Source organism: Butyrivibrio sp. AC2005, assembly GCF_000424145.1.
Taxonomy (GTDB): Bacteria; Bacillota; Clostridia; order Lachnospirales; family Lachnospiraceae; genus Butyrivibrio.
On the sequence record NZ_AUJI01000030.1, the window covers coordinates 62,349 to 84,523 of the forward strand.

A 22,175-nucleotide genomic window follows, 5' to 3' on the forward strand; every position below is an offset into this window, starting at 1 on the left:
GTTCGATAATGCCTGAATATTATATTACCATCAGCAGCGTCCCCGCTCCGATCAGGACGCATCCCATAATTGACTTTGCAGTAAACTGCTCATGCAGGAACACAAATGCCAGAACCAGAGTGATCACCACGCTGAGTTTGTCTATAGGTACTACTTTAGAAGCTTCTCCCAACTGTAATGCTTTGTAATAACATAACCACGAAGCACCCGTAGCCAGACCTGAGAGAATAAGAAATATCCAGCTTCTTTTGCCGATCGTCGATAACCCGCTCTGTGCATGAGTTATGAATACCATAATCCAGGCCATTCCAACCACTACCACGGTTCGGATGGCCGTAGCCAGATTAGAATCCACTCCTTCGATTCCTATCTTAGCCAATATTGAGGTTAATGCGGCAAATACTGCCGATAACAGTGCAAATATGATCCACATATATCTAAAACCTCCCCATCTATATTTCATTCCTACAATTAAAGTTTCAAAATAATAAATTCCGGTATAACGCGTTTCCACTTATGACTCATTAACCAACTTTCCAGTCATATGTTCAGGTACAAACTCCAGGCATTGAACACGCGGTAATGCGTTCTTTAGCTCTTTTTCCAGATATTCTTCATCATCGGTAAATTTTCTGACCAAAGCTGTGCATATTTCTCGAGCCTTTTCTTCATCTTCTACAAGGGCAATCCTGCCAAAAGTAATAACGCTCTTTATATTAAGAGCCCAGTCACCTTCCTTACGAAATCCTTCATCATAAACACAGTAACTGGCCTTACCACAAGCTTTTATGGAGTCAATCTTATGGCCCTCTTTGGCGCCGTGAAAATAGATTTTTCCATCATCTTCGCAGTACCAGTGATCTATAGGAAGTCCGTATGGGTACCCATCATCACCTATCAATGAAAGTACGCCCCTCTTAGTATTCTTCAGTATTTCTATACACTCTGAATCAGAAATCTGCTGATTAAATCTTCTCATCTTTCTAAACATGGTAAACCTCACTCTTTCGCTAAAATCTTAAGTCCAGCAATTCCAACTACAATCAGAATAACACATATTATCTGCGCAACTGTCAACTTTTCATGAAAAAGAAATATTCCCAGCATAGTAGTTCCAACAATTCCCATTCCGGTCCACATAGCATAAGCTGTTCCAAGCGGCAGTTGTTTCAGCGCTATCGAAAGAAAAACTGCACTGGCTATATATCCTACGCCGGTAATGATAGATGGTATCAGCAATGTGAAACCGTTCGACATCTTCATGGTTACAGCCCACGTAATCTCAAGAACACCTGCAATAAACAAATAAATCCACTTCATAGAAACCTCCGTAGGTCTGAAATTAAAATTTCACACTCTCGCGGCATTCGTCAAATGTCCATGCAAGCATGTTCATTTTCCTCATTGCTCGCGGAAATAAAATACGCCATTTCCTTACCTGCTAAGACCTAACGGTAAAGAAATGACGTCAATCCCACTACTCGGTAGCAATGGGCGTCTGTTTATTTTGTTTCATCAACTATACTTGGTAACAAGCTATTTTGTCAATAATTCTGAAATAAAATCGCTACATAAACTTGAAGTTGTCTTTCTATTAGATGCCCGTTAGCGTATCTACTTCTATCGTCGGACATCCATGAACTCCCTCATATCTGTAAATGCAATAACCATTAAGCTTCTTTTCCGACAGAAAATGCTAACGCATTTTTATGTAGTGCTTTTTGCAGCAGGCTATTTTAACCACCATCTTCTGCTGCTATTTCATTTTGACGCATTTGAAGCAGTCGCTTTTTATATCAACGGCCTACCGCTATTTCTGTTCCACTAATATGCAGCAGACGTTTTAACCCATATCACTCTGCCGCATATTATCTCTTTCTTATTTGCGATAGAAAAAATATTCTAAAATCAACTGCTGCAATCATCTATTTTCATATTTGTAGAAGACATTACATCCAAATTTTAACTGCCATTATTCACATTTTCTTCTCTTTCAGCAGTAATTTCTCTCGAAATAATAAGTTTCTTTACTAAAGCCAGCCTTTATTTGAAGTTGAATGAGCCCAAACCGGTTTTTTCCCAATTTCAATAATATGTTTACACATTCTGTCGGCCAATACAGCAGCAAGCCCTTTTCTTCTGTAATCTTCATGTGTCTCGACACCAATGTCTATTTCGTCGGAACTTACCGCAGCGGAAAAGGCAACCGCACAAACTCTTTCCCGATCCAGTGCTACATAACCGAATCCATCTTTTAGAAATTGTTCTGATGTTTCCCAGGAAAATGATGGAGTAATCCGCCCCTCAATTCTATGAATGTTATCTGAATCGATTTGTTCTATTTGAAAACCGTCTATTAAAATAGATGTTTCTTCCTTTTGCGATAAATAGGCGTATTCCGCTCTGGACTCCATCTGTTTTATCATAAATTCTTAACCATTCTTTCATACTGCGTCATATACATATTCTCCTTGTCATTTATATAAACAATAATTTGTTATCGTCAATCCATACTTCCTTTTACACTGTTGATAAGTCCCAGGAGACCTTTTTCTTTTATAAGGGCAATGCCCTGGAATTCATCTCCGAGAACTATCAGATTGTCGCCTGTTTTTATATCGAAGATCTTTCTTGCTTTGGCAGGAATGACGATCTGACCCTTATCTCCTACTTTGACCATTCCAAAGATATGTTTTCCTTTTGGTGGTATGCTATATCCCAGGTTGTCCGAATCAGTCTTTTCATACGAGATAAGATCGTCCATTGTTACACCGAAGAGGTCTGCCAGCTGCTTACACCTCTCTATATCAGGAAGCGACTCTCCGGTCTCATATTTTGAAAGCGTCTGCCTGGATACGCCTATTTTCTCGGCGATGTCTTCCTGCGACAGATTGTTAAGCTTTCTTAATTCAATAAGGTTATCAGCAAAACTCATTCTTTCTTCTCCTTTTTAATTCCCAGAACACACCACCTTATGAAAGGTATGCGGCTCATGATCTCATACAGAAGGTAGGAGCCTGCAAATGCTGCTGTTGCAACCAAAAGGTATACTATGATAGGTGCAAGAGACGGACATAATGAATGCAGATACCATCCGCTGACCGCGATCATCAGATAATGGAATACGTAGAGGCCCCATGATTTTTTACACATCCACTTTGAGAAAGAATTCTCAAAATTGCCCCATCTTTTCATGAAGGAAAGTATACCGAGTGTTCCAAACCATGCGTATACATTGCACATGATTGTATCCAGAACCTCGTGATCCGGATAAGGCTGACCTTTATATAAAATCACAAAGGCTACGCAGGATGCGAGGGTAAGGATGCTTAATAACAGCCAGTTTTTGCCAAGCCGATCCATCACTTCGTCATGGGACAGTACAAAGTAGCCGATCAAAAAGCCCAGTCCGTAGATACCGAATCTGTATACCACTATTATCGGTGTGTTAAGTATCTGCGCCGCTCCGTATACGGGTATGACAAGAAGTATAGCTATCAGAAGGTTGGCCTTGTCGCAGATATTATAGAATCTGTCCTTTTCGATCTTTCTGATCAGTACCAATATCAGGCTGAAGATCCAGAGCATCTGTATGTACCACAGAGGGCCTGAGCCGCTGACTGCCATTATGAGGAAAATGATTGGCCCCGGTACGTTGTTCATGGAATTAAAAGCACCGGACATCAGCATGTTGTAGTAGCCAAGAACCCAACCGAAAACCAGAAGGCCGATTGTTGATGGCACAAGATATTTTCTCGTCCTTACTCTGATGAATTCCTTCTCTGTTCGTTTAACCAGTTCATAGCGGGCTGACATGCCGGATACCACAAACAAAAGTAACATAAACCATGGATAAACTATGTACTGATATATATCCTGAGGCTGATGTTCACTGAAGGGGCCGATGATTCCGTATTGTGTTACTCCGTTGAATATGTAAATCACATGATAGATTACAACCAGCACCACTGTTATCCAGCGAATATTATCCAAGTATATCTTTCTCATATTATTACCACCTTTGCTAAATATTTTAACATTTTTCTTAATCATAAAAAAGTAAGCTCCGCCTGTCTACCAAGCGAAGCTTACATGTAGTGCTGTCTTTTGTTAAATTTGGTTGCGAGCGCATAGTTTTATAATCTCACCATAAATCATAACAGCATTTCTCACGCAGTCCTCGCAAGGGCATAGTGGTCTGCCATCAGTCACCATCTTAAGATCTTTACATTTTATGGCACCACATCTCCTTGCAAATTCTTCCTGAATCTGTCTTGTAATACCAAGAGTTCCTTTTCCTTCTGTTTTAAGTCCTGCTACCATTCCGGCACCAATGAGCGCACCACATGTGGCTTCAAGATTGCCCATTCCGGCACAAAACCCTGCTGAGATCTGTTTAAGCTGGTCCTCCGTAAGCTCTGTCTGATCGGATAATGCTGCCGTCACAGCCTGGGCACAGTTATACATCCCTGAATTCTTTAATTCCACAGCCTTCTCTGCTCTCTCAATTAATGTCATGATTATTATTTCCCTTTCCCTGCTTTGATTCTGCAGATTCCCTGCGTCATAGTCCCCATGGGGCAGAATGAACACCAGGTTCTCTCTTTATACAATACCATTACAATAAGCCCTATCAGAGTAGATGTCAGCATAAGACTATAAAAACCAAATCCAAACTGCGCAACCCAATCCGGAAAAACACTACCGTTATAGGCCCATTTCCATGGAACCCTGAATGACCAAAAGAGCTTTATCGCTTTTCTAAGTGAATTCGTACCCGAAAACACAAGATACGTTTGGAACAACATAGTTCCAAACATAGTCATAAAGAATGCCAGGAATCCATATCTGAACCATTTGGATGATATCCACCTTGGTGCAGGCTTGCTGCGAGAACACTTACAGTTTCTCCCCAGCACCCAGAAAAGCTGCCCTCTCCCACAGAACTTATTACAGAACATTTTGTTACCGCCTGCAATTGCAAATATTAGTGGGACTATAAAGTCAATCATGCCAAGCCATGCAAACAGAATATTAAAGAAACCAAGTGCAAAATATACTATTGTCCATATCCAAAGGTAGTCATACCAGTGTTTTTTCTTATTGAATGCCATTTTACTTCTCCTCTACCTTAATTGATCCTGCAGGGCATGCTCTTTCGCAAATTCCACATCCAACACATTTTTGGACATCCACTACTGCATAGCAGCCTTTGTAGATATCTATTGCCTCTCTTGGACATTGCGATACACAGACTCCGCAAGCAACACATCTTTTTATATCATTAGCTGCCTTTTTCATAAATAATGCTCCTACTTTTCTTTCAAAATTTGTGAATAACTACTTGTTTTTCTCAGCTGATGCTTTTATTATATGTGGTATATAATTTATATCAAGTACGCAGAATTTATTTATCTGGTAAGGAAAAGTATACTATGAGAAAACAAGAAATAAAAGAACCATTATGTGAAGATATCGCAGGAAAAGACTGTGGATTAAAAAGAGTTATTGATACCATTGGCGGCAAATGGAAGATCATGATCCTGTGCGTTATCGATAAGAACGAGGTTGTCAGATATGGAGAACTAAACCGCTCAATTGATGGTATTACCAACACAATGCTGGCCCATTCCCTAAAAGAGCTTGAAGCAGATGGCCTCGTTGAAAGAAAACAGTATGATGAGATACCTGTCAGGGTTGAGTACAATCTTACGGAAAAAACAAAAAGCCTCATCCCCATTCTTCTTGAACTGAAAAAATGGGGTGAGGACAATCTGTGAACTTAGCCTATCGCGCCATCAAGTCTCTTTTTCCTCTTTGGTCCCGACAATATAGGTTATTCCATAAGCGTTTTATCTCTCCAACATCACGATATATTCAGGCGTTCCTTCTTCTGATTGTCTTTTCCCGTTGAGCTTGAAACCATGTGTCTCATAGAAATGAATGGCGTCTACATTCTTCTCCAGAGTCCACAAGAATCTGCTTCCATGTTTTTCTTTTGCAAACTCTACTAATTTGGCTCCGATACCCTGTTTCCAAAAGAAGTAATCTACATATAATTCAGCGATCTCTTTACCTTCCAGATGAATCATTCCCTTAACTATGCCATCATCATATACCCAGACTTTATCAAGCAGTTCCGGAGCATTGAATTCATCGGCCACCTTGACTACTTGCAACTCATTAAAAGAGTAATCGTCATTATGAAATATTGATCTGTACTTTATTCTTTTCGTAAACACCAGGATTTCAGCAATCCTGGATATATCTTTTGGTTCTGCTTTTCTTATCACGTTTATTAATCCGCCTTAAATCCCAATCATTTTCCTAATACCATTAGGGATTACTTCGAATCCAAATAATGCTCCTTTTAAATACACATTCTATTCATATTAATACATAACATGTGATTCATCTGTTTCTTACATGTATGTCACTGTATCTGACAGCTCTTTTCTGCTGTTGTGATTATCAAGTGGTCCAGCTCCTTCTGCAGCATAGCCAAGATCAAGAAGCATAAGAATTTCTTCATTCTCTGGAAGGCCAAGGTCTTTGGCAAGTTCATCGGGATCAAAGAAATTCAGCCAGCAACTGTCCACACCTTCATTTGCTGCCGCAAGCATAAGATGTGTTGCTACAATAGAAGCATCCTCAATACCGGAGTCTCTTTTTCCACCGGGATATGTGAATACATTGTTCTTATCAAAAGCTACAACAAGTACTGTAGGAGCGCCATAGCGACAAGGAGTCGCCTTATCAATCTTGGCCAGATTCTCTTCTGACTCAACAACATATACATGCTGCTCCTGAAGGTTCTTGGCTGTAGGTGCCAGGCGTCCTGCCTCAAGGATCTCATTAAGCCTTGCTCTGTCTACTTTTTTCTCGCTGTACTTTTTGCATGAATAACGATTTTTTACTACATCTTTGAATTCCATTATTAATTCCCCTTTCTACTGCAATTCTTAAAGGAGCGCTTTGATACAAGCCTCAACATCTGCTACATCCGCAGTAGGCTCAAAACGTGCAACCACATTGCCTTCCCTGTCTATAACAAACTTAGTAAAATTCCACTTGATGTCAGGTTTCTTGTCCCACTCAGGATCTGCTTCTGCAAACATCTTCTCAAGCACTTCTCTGTACTCATGATCCTGGAAACCTTCAAAGCCCTTCTGAGACTTCAGATATGTATAAAGAGGAAGCTCATTCTCCCCATTCACATCAGCCTTTTTCATCTGAGGAAATGTTGTATTGTAATGAAGAGTACAGAACTCATGGATTTCATCATCACTTCCCGGGGCCTGTCCTCCGAACTGATTGCATGGAATATCCAGGACCTCAAGCCCCTTATCATGATAATTCTCATAGAGGTCTTCTATAGGCTTGTACTGAGGTGTAAACCCACAGCCTGTAGCAGTATTCACAACAAGGATAACCTTTCCCTTGTAGCCAGCAAGATCAAGCTCTTCTCCGGTTCCTGTAGTTACTTTGTAATCGTATATCATTTCTTTAGTCCTCCTTACTCATAATATTCATTTATATATTTAGCTATATTTAATTGCATACAATTTTATTATAATAACATCCCTCTAAAAATCAAGACCCTAACTTCATAAAAGTTAAAGGCCTGCACTTGACACTCGCACAAGGACTTCCTCATCCCACAATCGGAGAACCCAGCTTTATTTCTTCTTCTCGTCCGTCAATGCAAAAGCCACATTGTCTTTCTCTCCCAAATAAGCCACTATTGGTTCTATATATTTGACATCAGAAATGTCGTAGGATGAAGCCATCTTTTCAGCCATTGCCTTTTCTTTCTCAGTAGCATCTTTTTTATTTCTGAGAGCTGATACAAACATCTTCATTGCAAGCCTGGATGGAGTCTTCATCTTTTCATAGTTAAAACCACCCTGGCAGTAGAATACTTTGATATACTTCTTCTGCTCTTCTGTAATGGCATTCTGAAGGAAAATATCTACATCCGGATTGTCATTAGGACTACCACCTACGCAGAACATAGACAGACGCTTGTCTTTCCAGTTGACAGCTTTTTCGAGGAACCACTTACCTTTAACCAGGTTACCTGCCATAGCCCAACCGCCGTAGCAGATCGCGTCAAAATCCTGGAAGTAATCAGTACTCTTTTTTTGAGCATCCTTTAGATCAAGCAACTCACCATCTTTTTCCATCTCTATTAAAAAAATATCCCAAGTTGATTCTAACTTCTCGTCTACCTATATCATCATTTGTATAACAACATGTATCAAATCCTATAAGTTCAAATCCTTCATGCAGGTAAAAACCTATAGCATTGGTATTACATGATTGTGTCTCAAGCATGATTGCTCTTCTATTCTGCTTCTGGGCGACCTCTTTGGCCTTATCCATTAACTGTTTACCAATCCCCTTACCTCTGAGATTTTCTGACACCCAAAGCTCAGTAACCATAAGTCTATTTGACCATTCTTCGGGACAGACTTCTATGCATGCCAAAAGCTCATCTCTATCATCTACAATTCCGAAAGCTTCTGCGTTTTCCCAATGATCCTGATATAAAGAATCTGGGAAGTCATATTCTTCAGGAGTATGAACAATTTCTTCCGAAGCCTTCCTTTTAACAAGCTCAATCTTGCAACCATCACTATCAAGCTGCTTTATTTCAAAGTCGTAATAGCTGTCACTCCTTGTTACCAACGGAACTACAGCGCCTTTCCACTGTGCTTTTGGTAAATCTATAATTTCAATTTTATTCATAATTGCTTCTTTTTCAACGAGAATTCTGCCGCAATTTTATGTAGTGATTTTTGCAGTAGGTTATTTTAGCCAGCATTTTCTGCTGCTATTTTATTTTGGCGCTTTTGAAGCAGTCGCTTTTTACATCTAATGTCTGCCGCTATTTCTATTCCTCTAATTTGTAGCATACATTTTTAGCCTATATCCCACTGCTGCATATTATCGCTTTCTGATTTGTGTTAGAAAATATATTCAAAATCAACTGCTGCAATCAGCTATTTTCATATTTGTAGAAGAATTTGCATCCTTTGTTGATAAACATATTATATGATAAAAATCCAGAATTTCTAAACTAAAAGCCATCCGAACATCATCATCACCGGATGGCTCTTTTTGATTTGATAATGCTTCTTGCTTTAAATTCACACCATCATCTGATAAATCTTTGTGCAGTCATTTTCATCAAGGGTAACCAATCCTGAGATCCTTCCTATATTATTCGTTAAGGTAAGACCAGGAAGTCAGGACACAGGAATCCCTGGAAGCACTCCGGGCAGGACTTGCCCACCTTCAGAAAAAAATCCGCTTTTACACTCTGGTCAGCGAAGCCGTAAAGAATGGGCCACCCATGCCTGACTGGAACGATGTTGTATGACAAAAAGGTCAATTTCCGTGATAAGCTATAAAATAATAAAGATCACCATCACGCAACACATAGGATGGTGATCTTTATCATGTATATCATTTCAAAGACATCACATATATCTGGCAAGGATTTGCCTCATCCCAAAGGAGAGGGAATACTTCTAACTCTTTGAAGCCACAGCTTATATAAAAGAGATTAGTCCTGTCATAATCCTCATACATTCCCATCTTTACTGTCTTAACCTGCATGAACTCATATCCCTGTGATCTGGCAGTTTCTTTTGCTCTTTCCACAAGCTGCCTGCCAAGACCGCTCCTGTGATGCTCCATCAAAACTCCCATAACAGCCAGTTCGACAGTGGCCTTTCCTGTTTCTTTTAAGCAGAGAAATCCTACATATTCCTCTTCTTCCTTTGCCGCAAAAAATGTCCAATCAGCACTTCCGGAAATGTATTCCTCTCTGCTCTCTTCTACCCCAAACCAGTCAGTAAGAGCCTCAAGTACTTTTCTTGCGATAGCCTGTTTTTCATTTGGATCCTTAATCTCTATGATCATTCTTCTACGTCCTTTCATTATGTTATTTATTTTTTGTCAACACAATTTCCCATGCATATTTCTTATATGTATTATTCATGCTATAATGATTTTTTTCAAACATAAAATCGTATTTCAAAGAGGGGGAACTAATTATTAAAGGAAAGATTGGGGAAAAAATATGGAAGAAAAATATCCTATCAACGATCCGGTAACAGGCAAACCTTTTAATGGGCAGACAACCTACCAAAACCAGGGTACTATGTCTACGTCGAGCAATGGAAATGACAAAGGGGGACGAGATCTGTGCATAGCAGCCCTTGCATGTTGGATTATCGGTAATCTGTTGTTGTTTACAGAAGTTGCAATTGTAGCCGGCTTTCTACTTATACCAGGTTTTATAATCGCTATTATTGCGATGAAAAAAGATCACCATCCAGCTACTTAGGGTGGTGATCTTCTGCTTTATTTCATTCTTCCGCTCCATACCACTCTTTTGCATCTTTTCTGAATTGCTCAAGAGACGGCTGATGCATATAGATCATGTGTCCTGAAGGGTAAAACGTATAGGAGATATTTTTCCGTGTCTCCTTCTGAAGGGGCACATGATTGAAAATCCATTCCGCGCTGGTAAATGGAGTTGCCAGATCGTAGTATCCGCCCAACACCCAGACCTTCAGGTATTTGTTTTCGGACATAATCTTACCCACTGTTTGTTTCAGATCGATTGTGCCATTATCAATACCAAAAGTCCAATCCATACCTACTTGTACGCTAGATGTGTAATATGTACGGTCTGTATGGTATCCTAATTCCTCGGAAATATACTGGTTGACAGCTGCTCCAAAGGACGCACCAAGAACTGAATTTGAAGGATCCTCAAAATCACTGGCGTCTTTTCCCGACAAAGGTGCTATATAGCGGCTGTCTAATCTACCTACCATCTGCCCTTTATCAGCGAGCAGATTCATACAGAAATCCGGAAGGAACACCCGGAGGTCGCTCTTTAAAACATAGTCTTTATCAAGACCCGTCAATTCGGAATATTTCTTGGCTATATTCTCCTTTTCATTATCAGTCATCCGTGCCCCTTTAAAAAGCGCAGTCTGATAGTCTTCCTCAGCAAATTTCTTCGCTTCTTTAAGGAACTCCTCCAGATCCATGTCCTGATACTTTTTATCAAGCAATTTGTGATAATATCCTGTTGAAGCATAAGAAGGGAAAAGCAGCACATATGAAATATCAGACTGGGTTACCTCGTTGAGAATCGAAAAATCATTTACATTGGATAAAAGCAGCAGTCCATTGAGTCCCATGTCAAAGTTTGACGACAAATAATCAGCAAGTCCAACAGCACGCATAGTACCATAAGATTCACCTGCCAGATATTTAGGGGACTGCCAACGGCTGTTTCTACTAATATACAGACGGATAAACTCTCCTACCGAGGCGATATCCTTTCTATAGTCTGAGAAAAACGCTTCATCAACACCATCTGCCACATGAGAATATCCGGTTCCTACAGGATCTATGAAAACCAGATCTGTAATATCAAGAATGGAATTCTCATTATCAACGATTTTTGAAGGAAACTGTGTTGGCTGCCCTTCTTCATCCAGTTCAACATGACGGGGCCCAAGAAAACCAAGATGCACCCACTCGGACGAGGATCCGGGACCACCGTTAAATGCAAAAGTTACCGGCCTTTCAGAAGTATCCTTTACACCCTCCATAGTATAAGCAGTGTAGAAAATAGAGCATGCATTACCATCTATCGTCACCGGCATCATACCTGCAGTTACGCTGTAATCAACCTTCTTGCCTTCAATAGTAACCTGATGCCTGGTTGTGACAGAATCAGGGTCTGCCTGCTCCATATTTTCAGTTGTAGTCTTTTCAGTTGTAGTCTTTTCAGCTGTAGTCTCTTCTGACTCCGGCTCTTCATTCATACCAACGCACATGGTAAGCATGCTCACCATAAGCACTAATCCGAAAAATCTCTTTACAATAGTTCTTGTTGGAAACATTTTTTTCATGACCATACCTCGCTTCTTTTTAAACCTACTTCATGTGCACATCCAACTGATTAAACGGAATCTCAATGCCATTTTCCTTAAGTGCATTAAATACCGCTGTATTTATCTCATCCTTTAATACTTCACTTCTTATATTCGCAGGGAATTTTACGGTAGCACCCATGATAAGCGCGCTATCCTGCACGTCAAGAAAATATACCATCCTGCTGTTTGGCGTCTTTTCGTCATATTTGTCTTCGTTAAGTGTAAGCGGACAGTCACAGATGGTTTTTCTGATTACATCCTTCGCCTTCTGTACATCTGCATCATAGCTGATGGGATACTTGAAAACAGCCGCCCTTGGCACATCAGGCGCATAGCTGTAATTGACGACCTTCATTGTATCTATTTTACTGTTCGGAATAACAGCCCTGGTGGAATCAAGAAGGCAGACAACTATATGTCTCAATGTCATGGACTCAACTATTCCAGTTGTTCCATCTTCGAGCTCAATTCTGGAGCCAATATCGAAGGGCTTATAGAGACTTATCTGTAGTCCGGCAAACATATTCTTGATGGCTTCCTGAGCGGCAAAACCAACAACAGCAGCAACTACAGCAGTACTACCCAGTAACGAGCTTGCTATCTGATCGCCTCCTAAAGGAAGTACCACTAAAAGTACAATAAGTGCAAAGGTAACGGCTTTCTCTATGAACTGGATAGTAAGACTTTTACCCTTCTTTTTCTCAATCCTGGAAAAAATACTGTTCTTCAGCTTGAGCAGTAAAAAAATCACCAAAACATACACTGTAAGAATAACCACAGCTGAAACTAATACTGCCCCGATAATTTCAATTATCACATCAGGTGTTGCGTCCTTAAACAATGATTCTAAAGCTTTTGAGAACGGTCCATTTAATGAATTCATATTATTCCCCCGGACATATGTTTTGCATTTTTTCAAGGAATACCAACTCAATTTTACTATATTACGTTTGAATATATCATAAAAAAAGGATAAAAATCATTTTATGGATTCTTAAGATTTAAGACGAAATTTAGCTAAAAAAATAGCTGACTCTATAAAACAAGAATCAGCTACCTGCCATATTATTTATAAATCAGATAGTACGTGGTTCCTACACAGAGCACGCCACCAATAATATTACCCAGGGTAACGGGAATCAGGTTGGTAACTAAAAAACCAAATAGCGACAGCCCGTCAGCAGCAATGCCATAAACCGATGTAGCGATCATACCTGCAGGAATAAAGTACATGTTTGCAACGCAGTGTTCGAATCCGCCTATAATAAAGAGCATTATGGGAAGCCACAGAGCAAATACTTTTCCTGCAAGTTCATCCGCTGCAAAGGAGCACCAAACAGCCATGCACACAAGGATGTTGCAGAGAATCCCCTTTAACAATCCGTCAGAAAAGGAAATGTTCGACTTAGCAATAGCTGTGGATACAACAGCCTGGGCAAGTTTCCCATCCGCAAAAGCATAAGTATGAGAATAGTTAGCAAGTAACGCTATAATAAGGCCTCCCACCATATTCCCCATATAGACGATGATCAGATTCTTAACCATGCCTTTTACTGTGGCTTTTCCGGAAAGCACAGATATGATGATAAGGCAGTTTCCTGTAAAGAGCTCAGCACCTCCAACCAGGACCATAAAAAGTCCTATTGGAAACACAACGCTACTAATAAGCCTTGCCAGAGACGGATCAGGAGCACAAGCAGATGCTATCTGACTTCCCAAACCTCCCATCGCTATAAATGCTCCCGCCAGAATTGCCAGAAGAAAAGTCTTCCTAAAGTTCATTTGAGTCTTGGAAGTTCCAATGTTTTCATATGTGGATGCTATTTCAGCAGGTGATTTCATACTTATACCTCTTTCATGTATATTACTCTCCTACTATTATATGACATTCCATATTGTTTATACATATTTAAACAGGCTTAGTTAAATTCAATATTTTGATTTTTTTATTGGTGCAGTACTAATACTTTTACTACAACCGCACTCTCTTTTGTTGTTGGTTTGTTATTGTATTTTATTCCACGCTGTCCAACAAATGTCTCAGGGGATACGGAACAACAAATGGAGCTGCTCACCTAGCGAGCAGCCCCTAATAATCCTTCACTGTTTTAGAATTAGTGTCTCATATGAAGATAATGTGATTTTTCCGCTACATGAAGCAGAAGTATACATGTTAAACATATCTTTTTTCAGAGTTATTTCCTGTGCCTCACCGCTATAATTGAGTACGAAAATGTACCTGTTATTCTCCTTTTCACGAATAGCTATCTCGCACTCTTCCGGAATATCCATTATCTCGGATAAGGGATTTATTACGCCAAGCTTCTTAAAGAAAACTTCTGCTGAATGCCTGTTAAAAGCACCTCCAAAGTAAATTACCCTTCCCTTTCCGTATTTGTTTTCTACAAGAGCAGGAACACCTTTGTTATAGCGATTTGCATAAGTTGCCAAAACTTCAGCACCGCTCGAAGGAGATAATTCATCCGTGAAAACAGCTGCTTCAATCTCGTCGTCGTCCCATGATACTAGCGCCTTTTCACCTGGAGTTACAAGAGAAAATTCAGTAACCTCTACCCCACTGATATCAGATAAGAGACCGGGCATATTCTTCTGTGAACAGATGCCTGTTTCATCTTTCATTCCTGCTCTGCATCCAAGGATCAATGTTCCGCCATTTTCCACATACTCTTTCAGAAGGCTGGCCTCTTTCTCAGTAACTATTACTGCGTGAGGATAAATGAGCACTTTATATTTTGCAAGTTCTTCTACCCTCGTCTCATCCTGAAGATATACGTAATCTATCGGTGTATGGGTAAACTGCGATGCTTCATATATGCCTGTTTTGCTTGTAGTTTCAATCATTTTATGCCAGGCATCGAGTTCAGAGTCAAACTTGTTACTGTAAGTTTCAACTACGCCGACCTCTGCTTTATACTCAGATCCGGAAACCTCTTTAATAGCAGCAAATTTATCATGGATTTCAGTAATCTCTTTTAATCTTCGATTATCCCGTCCGCTATAATCAAGTATTCCATGCCAATATATTTCCGTTCCAAAAGTGCATGTTCTCCACCTGAAATAGCAAACAAAGTCTGCTCCATGTGCTATACTTTGCATAGTCCAAAGTGTTATCTGTCCCGGCTTAGGAGTAGGTGCTGCCATCGCGGTATTCCATCCATTTGCCCCGGACTGCTGTTCCATGATACCAAAATTCCCTTTAAGAGATCTTACTTCATCAAGCAGAAGTCCCCAAAACCTGTCTCTTAATCCGCTCGTTTCAATAAAGTGAGAATCCACGCCATATGCCATATTGGGATATGAATCATAGGTCATAAAATCTAAGCTTTCCCTGACCATACGATGATTATCAAGATTTCCGAATAAACCGTTGGTTGTGACAAAATCTCCGGGTTTTATATATTTTCTTATGATATCACTCTGCAATTTTGCCCATCTGCAGGCACTGTCCGAAACAAATCGCTTGTAATCAAGTACTTCATGAGGATTTGTACTGTTGCTCAGGGTGGTTCTTGGAACGTACACTTCACTAAATGAGGTATACGTCTGATTCCAGAACGCCGTCCCCCATGCCTTGTTCAGGTTCTTTATGGTACCATATTTTTCTTTAAGAAACTCCCTAAAGGCAATTGTGTCGCTCTCTGAGTAAAATTCATCCTTTTCACAGTTTATTTCATTATCAATCTGCCAGCCTATTATGCTTTCATGTGGAGCATAATGAGATGCTATCCTTTCTACTATATTCCTTGTAAATCTCTGGTAAATAGGAGAATTGTAATTGTAGTGTCTTCTGGCACCATGTCGGTATAATACTCCGTCCTGTCTGGCATTTAGTACTTCAGGATACTTGTCGGTTAACCATGCAGGAGGCGTCGCTGTGGGAGTACAGAATATCACCTTCATATCCTTTTCTTTACATAGTTCCAGGAATTCATCAAAAAAGGTGTACGTATATTCTCCTTCCTGAGGCTCGAAAAGATTCCAGGAAAATTCCGCTATCCTTATGAATTCTATTCCGGCTTTTTTCATTCTATCCAGGTCTTCAGCCCAGAGGGACTTATCCCAATGTTCAGGGTAATAATCTACCCCCATAACTATTCTGTCTTTATTAAGTAGAAAGCTCATAATTGCTCCTTTGTTATTATTTTAAATTCAGTTTTATGCTTTTATTCCTTCAATTAGTGCATCCTTAATGTTATCAAATTCAAGATTCGCATTAAGAAGTGTCATATATCCTCGCTGTTTAGCAGCATTTACCATTCCATAATAAAGTCCGATATTAAAAGAATTATTCAGATCTTTGCAGAAGAATAAAATCTGTTTTGTTCTCTTTTGTTCAAGTGTCATAGTAACCGGATTTCTTGTATATCCCAGTTCTTCTGCAATCTGTAGTATTCTTTTCTTTTTGTCTACGTCCACATATCCACTATTGTTAAGTGCACGGGACACAACAGAAACTGTGGTTCCCGAAAGCCTTGCAATATCTTTTCTTGTTATTTTTTCAGCCAACTTAATTCCTCCGGAGCAAATGTGTTTGCATTATGCACGAATATATCATTCATAAACGCCTTAATGTTGTACACATCTGATATACTTATTATCAAATTATTTGTCATATTCGACAATATCAAAATATATGGTCACGCGTCCACATGTAATTTTTGTACATCACAAGAAACCATTTTAGTAACACTCATCTTTCACCCGAATTAATCACAATTATTTTGAGAAACGCGTAAAATGCATAATAAACAGCAAACAAAAATGTGGTCGTGCGACCACATTTTTTAGCAATAAATCTTCACTTTTTATTGAATAACACATTCCGGAAGTATTTTTATTCCAGCCAAAAGCCCGGCCAGAAACATGGTTTATACTCTTCTGACTCCGGCCATTCCTTTAAAAAGAACCTTCTATATTCTTCGTTGGTATCAAACCTTATGATGCCTTCAATCTTTATCTCTGAAAACCAGCCATCAAAATACTTTGAATTTGGCCCACCCATACCACAGGGTTCATGCTCATCTGTTGCATGGCACCACCATGTAAAACCTCTTATAAAGCATGAAGTCTTTCTTTTTTAGCTTCTTTTCACGATCCAAATCCTTGATTAAAAGCGGAAGAGCCTTTTTCAGTTCTTTCAAAAGTTGTTGATCTTGTCTTGTCATTCTTTCAGCTCCTTGAGATATTGATCGTAAATTTCAGCAACTGATAAGCATATCCCTATTTCATGATATATATGTGGTAGAAAAAGTACAACCGTAAACATATTACAAATGCAATTTCATTACTAATGTGTTACTATATCAATATAAATAACTGCTTTTGTAATAAATTCCAAAGGAGGTTTTTATGGCAAGTACTATACAGGTTCGTGTAGACGATGATTTGAAACATGATTCCGATAGATTATTCAAAAACCTTGGTACCGATACAACAACTGCTATAAGAATGTTTCTCAAGAAAGCTGTTGCAAGTAATGGCTTCCCTTTTGATGTAACTCTTGGTGATGCATATAATCCAATAAAACCATTAACTGAAGATGAATTTATGAGCAAACTTCAAAGATCCCGTGAGCATGCTGCGCAGGGTAAATACCGTGACGCAGATGATGTAATTTCTGATATGAGGGGAAAATATGGCTTATAAAGTTGTGATGACCGAAGATGCAGAAAAGGATTTTGATAACTTTCTTTATTATCTCGTATATATAAAGAGAAATCCCCAAGCAGCTTCACATTTGATAGATTGTGTAGAAGAAACCAAGTTCAGATTGGCTGAAGTTGCAGGAAGTCTCAAACTATGCGAAAACGAGAAATTGAAGTCATTCGGATATCATCGCATAAATTTTAAGGAAATGGATTATTTTTTTCTGTATCGAGTAGAAGGTGATATGGCTATCATTGACAATATGTTTCACTACCTGCAGGATTATGAAAACAAAATGAAGTAGTATGGCAATTAAAATAGTAAACGCGACACTTTTCCTCTTAGGGACAAAGGTCGCGTCTATTTTTCTATTTTTTCTTTGATAGTTCAAACATCACTGCCGGAATATGACAATATCCTGTCGGATTTTTCACAAGATATTTTTGATGATATTCTTCTGCTGTGTAAAAATTCTTAAGTGCCATCACTTCTATCGCACTCTTTTGCCCAAGCCCTTTCTCGAGCTCTGACATCTTATTATCTATGATGGGACGCTGATTATCATCAGTATAGTATATTCCAGTCCTGTACTGAATTCCTTCGTCTCCACCCTGCCTGTTTACAGAGACAGGATCAACTATCTTAAAATAATAATCTATAAGTTCTTCAAGGCCTATCTTTTCAGGATCAAACACCACCTTTACCGTCTCTGCGTGACCGGAGTCATTGCAGACGTCCTCATAAGTAGGATTCTCCGTCGGACCGTTGGCATATCCGACTTCCGTATTTATCACTCCATCAAACTGATCAAAAAATCTCTGTGCTCCCCAGAAGCACCCTCCGGCAAAATATATTGTTTCCATTTATCGCTACCTCATTATTCTTAAATTTAGAAGAACCATCACCACCATGCAGAGCACAAGCGGTATACAGCCGTCTATGTAACCCTTTACATATGGAAGCTCATAGTAAAAGACGTAACATATAAGACTTATTATAGCTGCCAGTAAGATGACCGCAACATATATAAAAGCCTCTTTTACAGAAAAACGTCCAAGGGCATACAAGTAATTGCACAGCGCTGCTTCAAGTACACCCCATCCGACTATGATGAATAACTCCGATGTTACCTGCCTGTGAAACAGCGTTCTTGTAATTAGCAGAAGTACAGCATACATCACCATTCCCGCGATAAGTATCACTACTCCTGGAATTCCACTCCGGACAATTTCTTCATCATTTGTCATTCCGGTGGCTGTAAAAAACAGCCCCGTAAGTCCTGTTAAAAAAGCTCCTATAAGACAAATCGTTCCTATAAAATTTCCCTTCGGTGCCGGAGGCTTAAAAGTGATAAGCCACCATGCAAGGTAAAATACGCTGCATATTACCATTAGCCAATTTCCTGTGAGTATCTTAGTCATCCTTAGCACCTTTTTCATGGTAAATCTCTGTAAAACTCAGCTACAAGGCAGTAAAAAGCACTTACCAATTATCCATAGCACCCGTCTTCTTTATGACTTCTCATCATTGTCTTTCTTGACCTTTTGAGTTTATGTAATGAACATTAAGTATGTTATCTAGAAAAAACAAGATGTATTGTTGATTGGAGTTTATATATACACCTGTTTCTATTTGTTGTAAAGTCCTCTAAAGCACATAAATTCTCAATTTGCTGTATATTATAAATACCTTTTTTATTTTTAATAAACCGGAGAATGGAGACGCTTATTTTTCTGGGAATTCTAAATATTTTAAATTTATAGTTCTGAGTTATATCATACTGTCTTAATGAATTTCCTCATCGAACACCCTTATTGAACTATGGTCTGTATTTGCCCTGTAGTTAGTTCCATTATAAAAATAAAAAGATATGATATAGCACATTAATAGACGAAGCCAGACAATGCCATGGATTTTCCATAGCACCGCCTGGCCTCTTTATTATTTGAAGTCTGCGTAATTCCTCTTCCTGTATGATTATTTTAGCCTTTTCAAAAAGTTTATTTCTATCAGCAAATGTGACAAAAACAACTGTTACTGAAAGATATATCCAAACAGAACTCCGAATTGAAGTAATTAAATTAACAAGTTAGTACGTTATGCCGGAAGCTATCGCCCAAAGAATTTCGGATATGCTATACTATAATATGATCATAAAATCTCCGAGCTTTTTAGCCTAAAAAGTTGCTTACTTCATGGCTTTTAAGACGCGGGCCAGAGTGTTCGCCGGGGTGCCAATGGAAACAGAAGCGCCTTCCTTATTGAAAAGGAGTACATAATGAAAAAAACAGATCTCAGAAGCCTTATTTTTATGGCTTTATGCTGCGATCTTGGTTTGTTTACCAAAAAACTGATATCCCCCGCAGCAAATTTCATAACTGAATTTCTTCATATCCCGGGTGGTATTGCCACCAGCTTCTCCCTAATGTTTTTAGTAATAGCGGCTGCACTTATGCCATTTCCTTTCTGTGCTACAATCATGGGCATTGTCCAAAGCCTTCTAGCATTGTGTTTTGGAATGACCGGCAGCATGGGCGCTCTTGCACCTATCGGCTACATTCTTCCGGGATTCATGATTGATATGGTTTTCTTTTTTTCAGAGAAAATTTATGGACGACGCAATAATGGAATACTGATTTCGTCTATAATCGCCTCTATTACGGCTTGTCTTACCGCAAACTTCATTGTATTCAGATTAAGTGGAATAGTTCTTTTGGTATATGCGCTAGTTGCTGCCACAAGCGGTTCCATCTGCGGGCTTTTGGGAGAAAAACTTGTAGAAAGACTCCATCCGGTCATCGGTTCAGATAAAGCCACCGCAAAAATACCATATAAAAACAAGGAGACAACATGAAGAAAAAAAGTATTGTTATCGTCATCATTCTGCTGGTAATTACCTGCATTGCATCTTTTTTCTATTTGAGGTCAAGAAATGATGCCCCAAAAGGGAATCTGGCTATTATCAATGGTGATAAAACAGTTCTCATTGACGCCTTTAGCGGGAGCCTGGTTTCAGTAAAGGGCGTTACCATAAATGCCAAGGGGCAGGAAAAGGATGTAGATGAGACCGGAATATCACTAAAGGATGCCATTTCAAAATCAGGACTTGATAACACTGGTTTCACAAGAGCCCGGGTTGTATCATCTGATGAATTTGCCGCCGAAATCTCTTTTGACGAAATAAACGAAGATGGAAAAGCCTACCTTGCAAAACAGCAGGAAGACGACGGAAGCACCAGCGCAAGACTGTACGTGTTCGGTGACAGTGACTCAAAGCGCCAGGTGAAGAATGTAGTGAGGATTGAGCTCTTAAATGAGTAAGAGTCATCTGCTTCAGAGCCCACATAATTCAATTCATCTTCGTTGTATAGCTCCATCTATTCAGCTGCCTCAGGAAATCTTTTCCCTTATATGCTGCATCTTTTTGACAGTATCAGGATTATTGCTCTTAAATCCGAGCAGTCTGTATAAATATCCCTGTCTTTTGACCTGTCTGATACTCTCAGGGAATACAAGGCCATATACAAAAGAAATGTGTCCAAGGATATAATCGATTCCTGTTTTTGAATGAGATCTGTCTATACTTCCCTGGGCAAGCAGTGTGTGATCAACCATTTTTAAAATTTCTTCCAGTTTCATTTAAATATCCTCCATTCGTATTTTGAATCGTTTACCATATCCCCATTACATGTTGCATCACAAGGCTTACAACTGTTATTCCGCCCCAGCAACAGCCACCAAGCAGTATCGGCTTTCCACCGGATTTAATGAGCTTGATCACGTTGCTGTTCAGGCCTATAGCAGCCATGGCCATTATGATAAAGAACTTGCTAAGTTCTTTAAGAGGTTTAAAAATATCCGAAGGTACTCCCATTCCCAAGCAAAGTGTTGTGATAATTGAAGCAAGAACAAAGAACACTATGAACATCGGGAATGCTCTCCTGAAGCTAAAACCGTTGGTGGTGCTTCCATCCTTTTTTGCTTCCTTTGCTCTCAGATAAGCAAGAACCAGTGTAATCGGAATGATTGCTAATGTCCTTGTAAGCTTCACTGTAACTGCCTTGTCCAAAGTCTGACTACCCAGGTTCCACATGCTGTCCCAGGTTGATGCAGCTGCAGTGACGGAAGAAGTATCATTAACTGCAGTTCCCGCAAAAATACCGAAAGCCTCTCCTGTTGTGATATCAAAACCTATAAGCTTTCCCAGCGAAGGAAAAAGAAGTGCTGCCAACACGTTAAAGAAAAATATCACAGAAATTGCCTGTGCCACTTCATCATCATCCGCATCAATGACAGGAGCCGTAGCTGCTATTGCTGAGCCGCCGCATATTGATGAGCCAACTCCGATAAGAGTAGCTGTGTTTCCTTTGATATTCATAACCTTATGAAGAATCCATGATAGGATAAGCGATGTTGAAATCGTGCAGATAATTATAGGAAGTGACTGTTTTCCGGTCTGAAGAACGACCGAAAGATTCATACCAAATCCAAGGAGGACAACAGCCGCCTGCAGAATTATCTTTGATGTAAACTTTATTC

32 protein-coding genes and 1 riboswitch are annotated in these 22,175 nt (G+C 39.5%); of the genes, 6 read left to right on the plus strand and 26 right to left on the minus strand.

From position 1 onward, the window contains the following. Positions 1–19: 19 nt before the first annotated feature. The 9 genes from G602_RS0109075 to G602_RS0109115 all read right to left on the minus strand — a co-directional run bounded on the left by G602_RS0109075 (position 20) and on the right by G602_RS0109115 (position 5,301). Positions 20–433: an EamA family transporter gene (locus G602_RS0109075; RefSeq protein ID WP_026658730.1), complete on the minus strand. Its 414-nt coding sequence runs from the start codon at positions 431–433 to the stop codon at positions 20–22. A gap of 81 nt (positions 434–514) precedes the next feature. Then, the gene (locus tag G602_RS0109080; RefSeq protein ID WP_026658732.1) at positions 515–991 is read right to left on the minus strand and encodes a pyridoxamine 5'-phosphate oxidase family protein; all 477 of its coding nucleotides are present in this window, start codon (positions 989–991) and stop codon (positions 515–517) included. An 8-nt stretch (positions 992–999) separates the two neighbouring features. Next, the gene (locus G602_RS0109085) at positions 1,000–1,320 is read right to left on the minus strand and encodes a DMT family transporter (protein WP_026658733.1); all 321 of its coding nucleotides are present in this window, start codon (positions 1,318–1,320) and stop codon (positions 1,000–1,002) included. 710 nt (positions 1,321–2,030) lie between these two features. Then, entirely contained in the window at positions 2,031–2,426 is a 396-nt protein-coding gene (locus tag G602_RS0109090; RefSeq protein WP_026658734.1) for a GNAT family N-acetyltransferase, read from the minus strand. Between the two features lie 77 nt (positions 2,427–2,503). After that, the gene (locus tag G602_RS0109095; protein WP_026658735.1) at positions 2,504–2,935 is read right to left on the minus strand and encodes a helix-turn-helix domain-containing protein; all 432 of its coding nucleotides are present in this window, start codon (positions 2,933–2,935) and stop codon (positions 2,504–2,506) included. Continuing rightward, positions 2,932–4,008 (minus strand): acyltransferase family protein, encoded by a 1,077-nt coding sequence (locus tag G602_RS0109100; RefSeq protein ID WP_026658737.1) that lies wholly within the window; start codon positions 4,006–4,008, stop codon positions 2,932–2,934. Before G602_RS0109100 ends, G602_RS0109095 begins: the two co-directional genes overlap by 4 nt. Positions 4,009–4,110: 102 nt before the next feature. Beyond that, positions 4,111–4,518, minus strand: coding sequence for a C-GCAxxG-C-C family protein (locus G602_RS0109105; RefSeq protein WP_026658738.1), 408 nt, complete (start codon positions 4,516–4,518; stop codon positions 4,111–4,113). Positions 4,519–4,523: 5 nt separating this feature from the next. Beyond that, positions 4,524–5,114, minus strand: a complete 591-nt coding sequence (locus G602_RS0109110; RefSeq protein ID WP_026658739.1) for a membrane protein — start codon at positions 5,112–5,114, stop codon at positions 4,524–4,526. Between the two features lies 1 nt (position 5,115). After that, the gene (locus tag G602_RS0109115) at positions 5,116–5,301 is read right to left on the minus strand and encodes a 4Fe-4S binding protein (RefSeq protein ID WP_026658740.1); all 186 of its coding nucleotides are present in this window, start codon (positions 5,299–5,301) and stop codon (positions 5,116–5,118) included. A gap of 134 nt (positions 5,302–5,435) precedes the next feature. On the opposite strand from G602_RS0109115, the gene G602_RS0109120 reads away from it, so the two are divergent. After that, positions 5,436–5,780 carry a winged helix-turn-helix transcriptional regulator gene (locus G602_RS0109120; protein WP_026658741.1) on the plus strand — a complete coding sequence of 115 codons (345 nt, stop codon included), beginning with the start codon at positions 5,436–5,438 and terminating at the stop codon, positions 5,778–5,780. Positions 5,781–5,852: 72 nt separating this feature from the next. Here G602_RS0109120 and G602_RS0109125 read toward each other — a convergent pair whose 3' ends face one another. From G602_RS0109125 to G602_RS0109150, 6 genes are all read right to left on the minus strand, one after another. Then, positions 5,853–6,293, minus strand: coding sequence for a GNAT family N-acetyltransferase (locus G602_RS0109125; protein ID WP_330369109.1), 441 nt, complete (start codon positions 6,291–6,293; stop codon positions 5,853–5,855). Between the two features lie 129 nt (positions 6,294–6,422). After that, entirely contained in the window at positions 6,423–6,935 is a 513-nt protein-coding gene (locus G602_RS0109130; protein WP_026658744.1) for a nitroreductase family protein, read from the minus strand. A gap of 27 nt (positions 6,936–6,962) precedes the next feature. Then, a complete protein-coding gene (locus G602_RS0109135; RefSeq protein WP_026658745.1) occupies positions 6,963–7,502 on the minus strand; it encodes a glutathione peroxidase in 540 nt (179 codons plus the stop codon). 177 nt (positions 7,503–7,679) lie between these two features. Further along, a complete protein-coding gene (locus G602_RS25945; RefSeq protein WP_196808628.1) occupies positions 7,680–8,186 on the minus strand; it encodes a flavodoxin domain-containing protein in 507 nt (168 codons plus the stop codon). Next, a complete protein-coding gene (locus tag G602_RS0109145) occupies positions 8,170–8,751 on the minus strand; it encodes a GNAT family N-acetyltransferase (RefSeq protein ID WP_026658746.1) in 582 nt (193 codons plus the stop codon). Before G602_RS0109145 ends, G602_RS25945 begins: the two co-directional genes overlap by 17 nt. A 720-nt stretch (positions 8,752–9,471) precedes the next feature. Further along, positions 9,472–9,930: a GNAT family N-acetyltransferase gene (locus G602_RS0109150; protein WP_026658747.1), complete on the minus strand. Its 459-nt coding sequence runs from the start codon at positions 9,928–9,930 to the stop codon at positions 9,472–9,474. A 160-nt stretch (positions 9,931–10,090) separates the two neighbouring features. Here G602_RS0109150 and G602_RS0109155 point away from each other — a divergent pair, with 160 nt between their 5' ends. Next, a complete protein-coding gene (locus tag G602_RS0109155) occupies positions 10,091–10,357 on the plus strand; it encodes a hypothetical protein (RefSeq protein WP_026658748.1) in 267 nt (88 codons plus the stop codon). A gap of 22 nt (positions 10,358–10,379) precedes the next feature. Here the strand turns inward: G602_RS0109155 and G602_RS25950 are convergent, their stop codons facing one another. The 7 genes from G602_RS25950 to G602_RS30280 all read right to left on the minus strand — a co-directional run bounded on the left by G602_RS25950 (position 10,380) and on the right by G602_RS30280 (position 17,155). Then, on the minus strand, positions 10,380–11,945 hold the full coding sequence (locus G602_RS25950) for a S10 family peptidase (protein WP_196808630.1): 1,566 nt from the start codon (positions 11,943–11,945) through the stop codon (positions 10,380–10,382). Between the two features lie 25 nt (positions 11,946–11,970). Next, complete coding sequence (locus tag G602_RS0109165) at positions 11,971–12,852, minus strand: mechanosensitive ion channel family protein (protein WP_026658749.1); 882 nt, start codon at positions 12,850–12,852, stop codon at positions 11,971–11,973. A gap of 182 nt (positions 12,853–13,034) precedes the next feature. Then, positions 13,035–13,811 carry a formate/nitrite transporter family protein gene (locus tag G602_RS0109170; protein ID WP_026658751.1) on the minus strand — a complete coding sequence of 259 codons (777 nt, stop codon included), beginning with the start codon at positions 13,809–13,811 and terminating at the stop codon, positions 13,035–13,037. 258 nt (positions 13,812–14,069) lie between these two features. Continuing rightward, a complete protein-coding gene (locus tag G602_RS0109175) occupies positions 14,070–16,112 on the minus strand; it encodes a beta-galactosidase (protein ID WP_044931647.1) in 2,043 nt (680 codons plus the stop codon). Positions 16,113–16,145: 33 nt separating this feature from the next. Then, on the minus strand, positions 16,146–16,496 hold the full coding sequence (locus G602_RS0109180) for a LacI family DNA-binding transcriptional regulator (protein WP_026658753.1): 351 nt from the start codon (positions 16,494–16,496) through the stop codon (positions 16,146–16,148). 328 nt (positions 16,497–16,824) lie between these two features. Further along, on the minus strand, positions 16,825–16,992 hold the full coding sequence (locus G602_RS30275; protein WP_155829757.1) for a hypothetical protein: 168 nt from the start codon (positions 16,990–16,992) through the stop codon (positions 16,825–16,827). A 16-nt stretch (positions 16,993–17,008) separates the two neighbouring features. Further along, positions 17,009–17,155 carry a hypothetical protein gene (locus G602_RS30280; RefSeq protein ID WP_155829759.1) on the minus strand — a complete coding sequence of 49 codons (147 nt, stop codon included), beginning with the start codon at positions 17,153–17,155 and terminating at the stop codon, positions 17,009–17,011. Positions 17,156–17,339: 184 nt separating this feature from the next. Here G602_RS30280 and G602_RS0109195 point away from each other — a divergent pair, with 184 nt between their 5' ends. Both G602_RS0109195 and G602_RS0109200 read left to right on the plus strand, forming a co-directional pair. Further along, the gene (locus tag G602_RS0109195; RefSeq protein WP_026658754.1) at positions 17,340–17,636 is read left to right on the plus strand and encodes a type II toxin-antitoxin system RelB/DinJ family antitoxin; all 297 of its coding nucleotides are present in this window, start codon (positions 17,340–17,342) and stop codon (positions 17,634–17,636) included. Then, positions 17,626–17,940: a type II toxin-antitoxin system RelE/ParE family toxin gene (locus G602_RS0109200; protein ID WP_026658755.1), complete on the plus strand. Its 315-nt coding sequence runs from the start codon at positions 17,626–17,628 to the stop codon at positions 17,938–17,940. The genes G602_RS0109195 and G602_RS0109200 overlap by 11 nt, the downstream gene beginning before the upstream one ends. A 64-nt stretch (positions 17,941–18,004) precedes the next feature. On the opposite strand, the gene msrA is transcribed toward G602_RS0109200, so the two are convergent. Continuing rightward, positions 18,005–18,499 (minus strand): peptide-methionine (S)-S-oxide reductase MsrA, encoded by a 495-nt coding sequence (msrA, locus tag G602_RS0109205; protein ID WP_026658756.1) that lies wholly within the window; start codon positions 18,497–18,499, stop codon positions 18,005–18,007. Positions 18,500–18,505: 6 nt separating this feature from the next. Continuing rightward, complete coding sequence (locus tag G602_RS0109210) at positions 18,506–19,075, minus strand: hypothetical protein (RefSeq protein ID WP_026658758.1); 570 nt, start codon at positions 19,073–19,075, stop codon at positions 18,506–18,508. A gap of 710 nt (positions 19,076–19,785) precedes the next feature. Beyond that, positions 19,786–19,924, plus strand: a riboswitch (molybdenum cofactor riboswitch). Between G602_RS0109210 and G602_RS0109215 the strand changes: the two genes are divergently transcribed. Further along, entirely contained in the window at positions 19,915–20,490 is a 576-nt protein-coding gene (locus G602_RS0109215) for a hypothetical protein (RefSeq protein ID WP_026658759.1), read from the plus strand. It overlaps the preceding riboswitch by 10 nt. After that, positions 20,487–20,957: a hypothetical protein gene (locus G602_RS0109220; protein ID WP_026658760.1), complete on the plus strand. Its 471-nt coding sequence runs from the start codon at positions 20,487–20,489 to the stop codon at positions 20,955–20,957. The genes G602_RS0109215 and G602_RS0109220 overlap by 4 nt, the downstream gene beginning before the upstream one ends. Positions 20,958–21,026: 69 nt before the next feature. On the opposite strand, the gene G602_RS0109225 is transcribed toward G602_RS0109220, so the two are convergent. Further along, positions 21,027–21,275 carry a hypothetical protein gene (locus G602_RS0109225; RefSeq protein ID WP_026658761.1) on the minus strand — a complete coding sequence of 83 codons (249 nt, stop codon included), beginning with the start codon at positions 21,273–21,275 and terminating at the stop codon, positions 21,027–21,029. Between the two features lie 31 nt (positions 21,276–21,306). After that, on the minus strand, positions 21,307–22,175 hold an 869-nt coding region (locus G602_RS0109230; RefSeq protein WP_026658762.1), incomplete at its 5' end, for a YeiH family protein.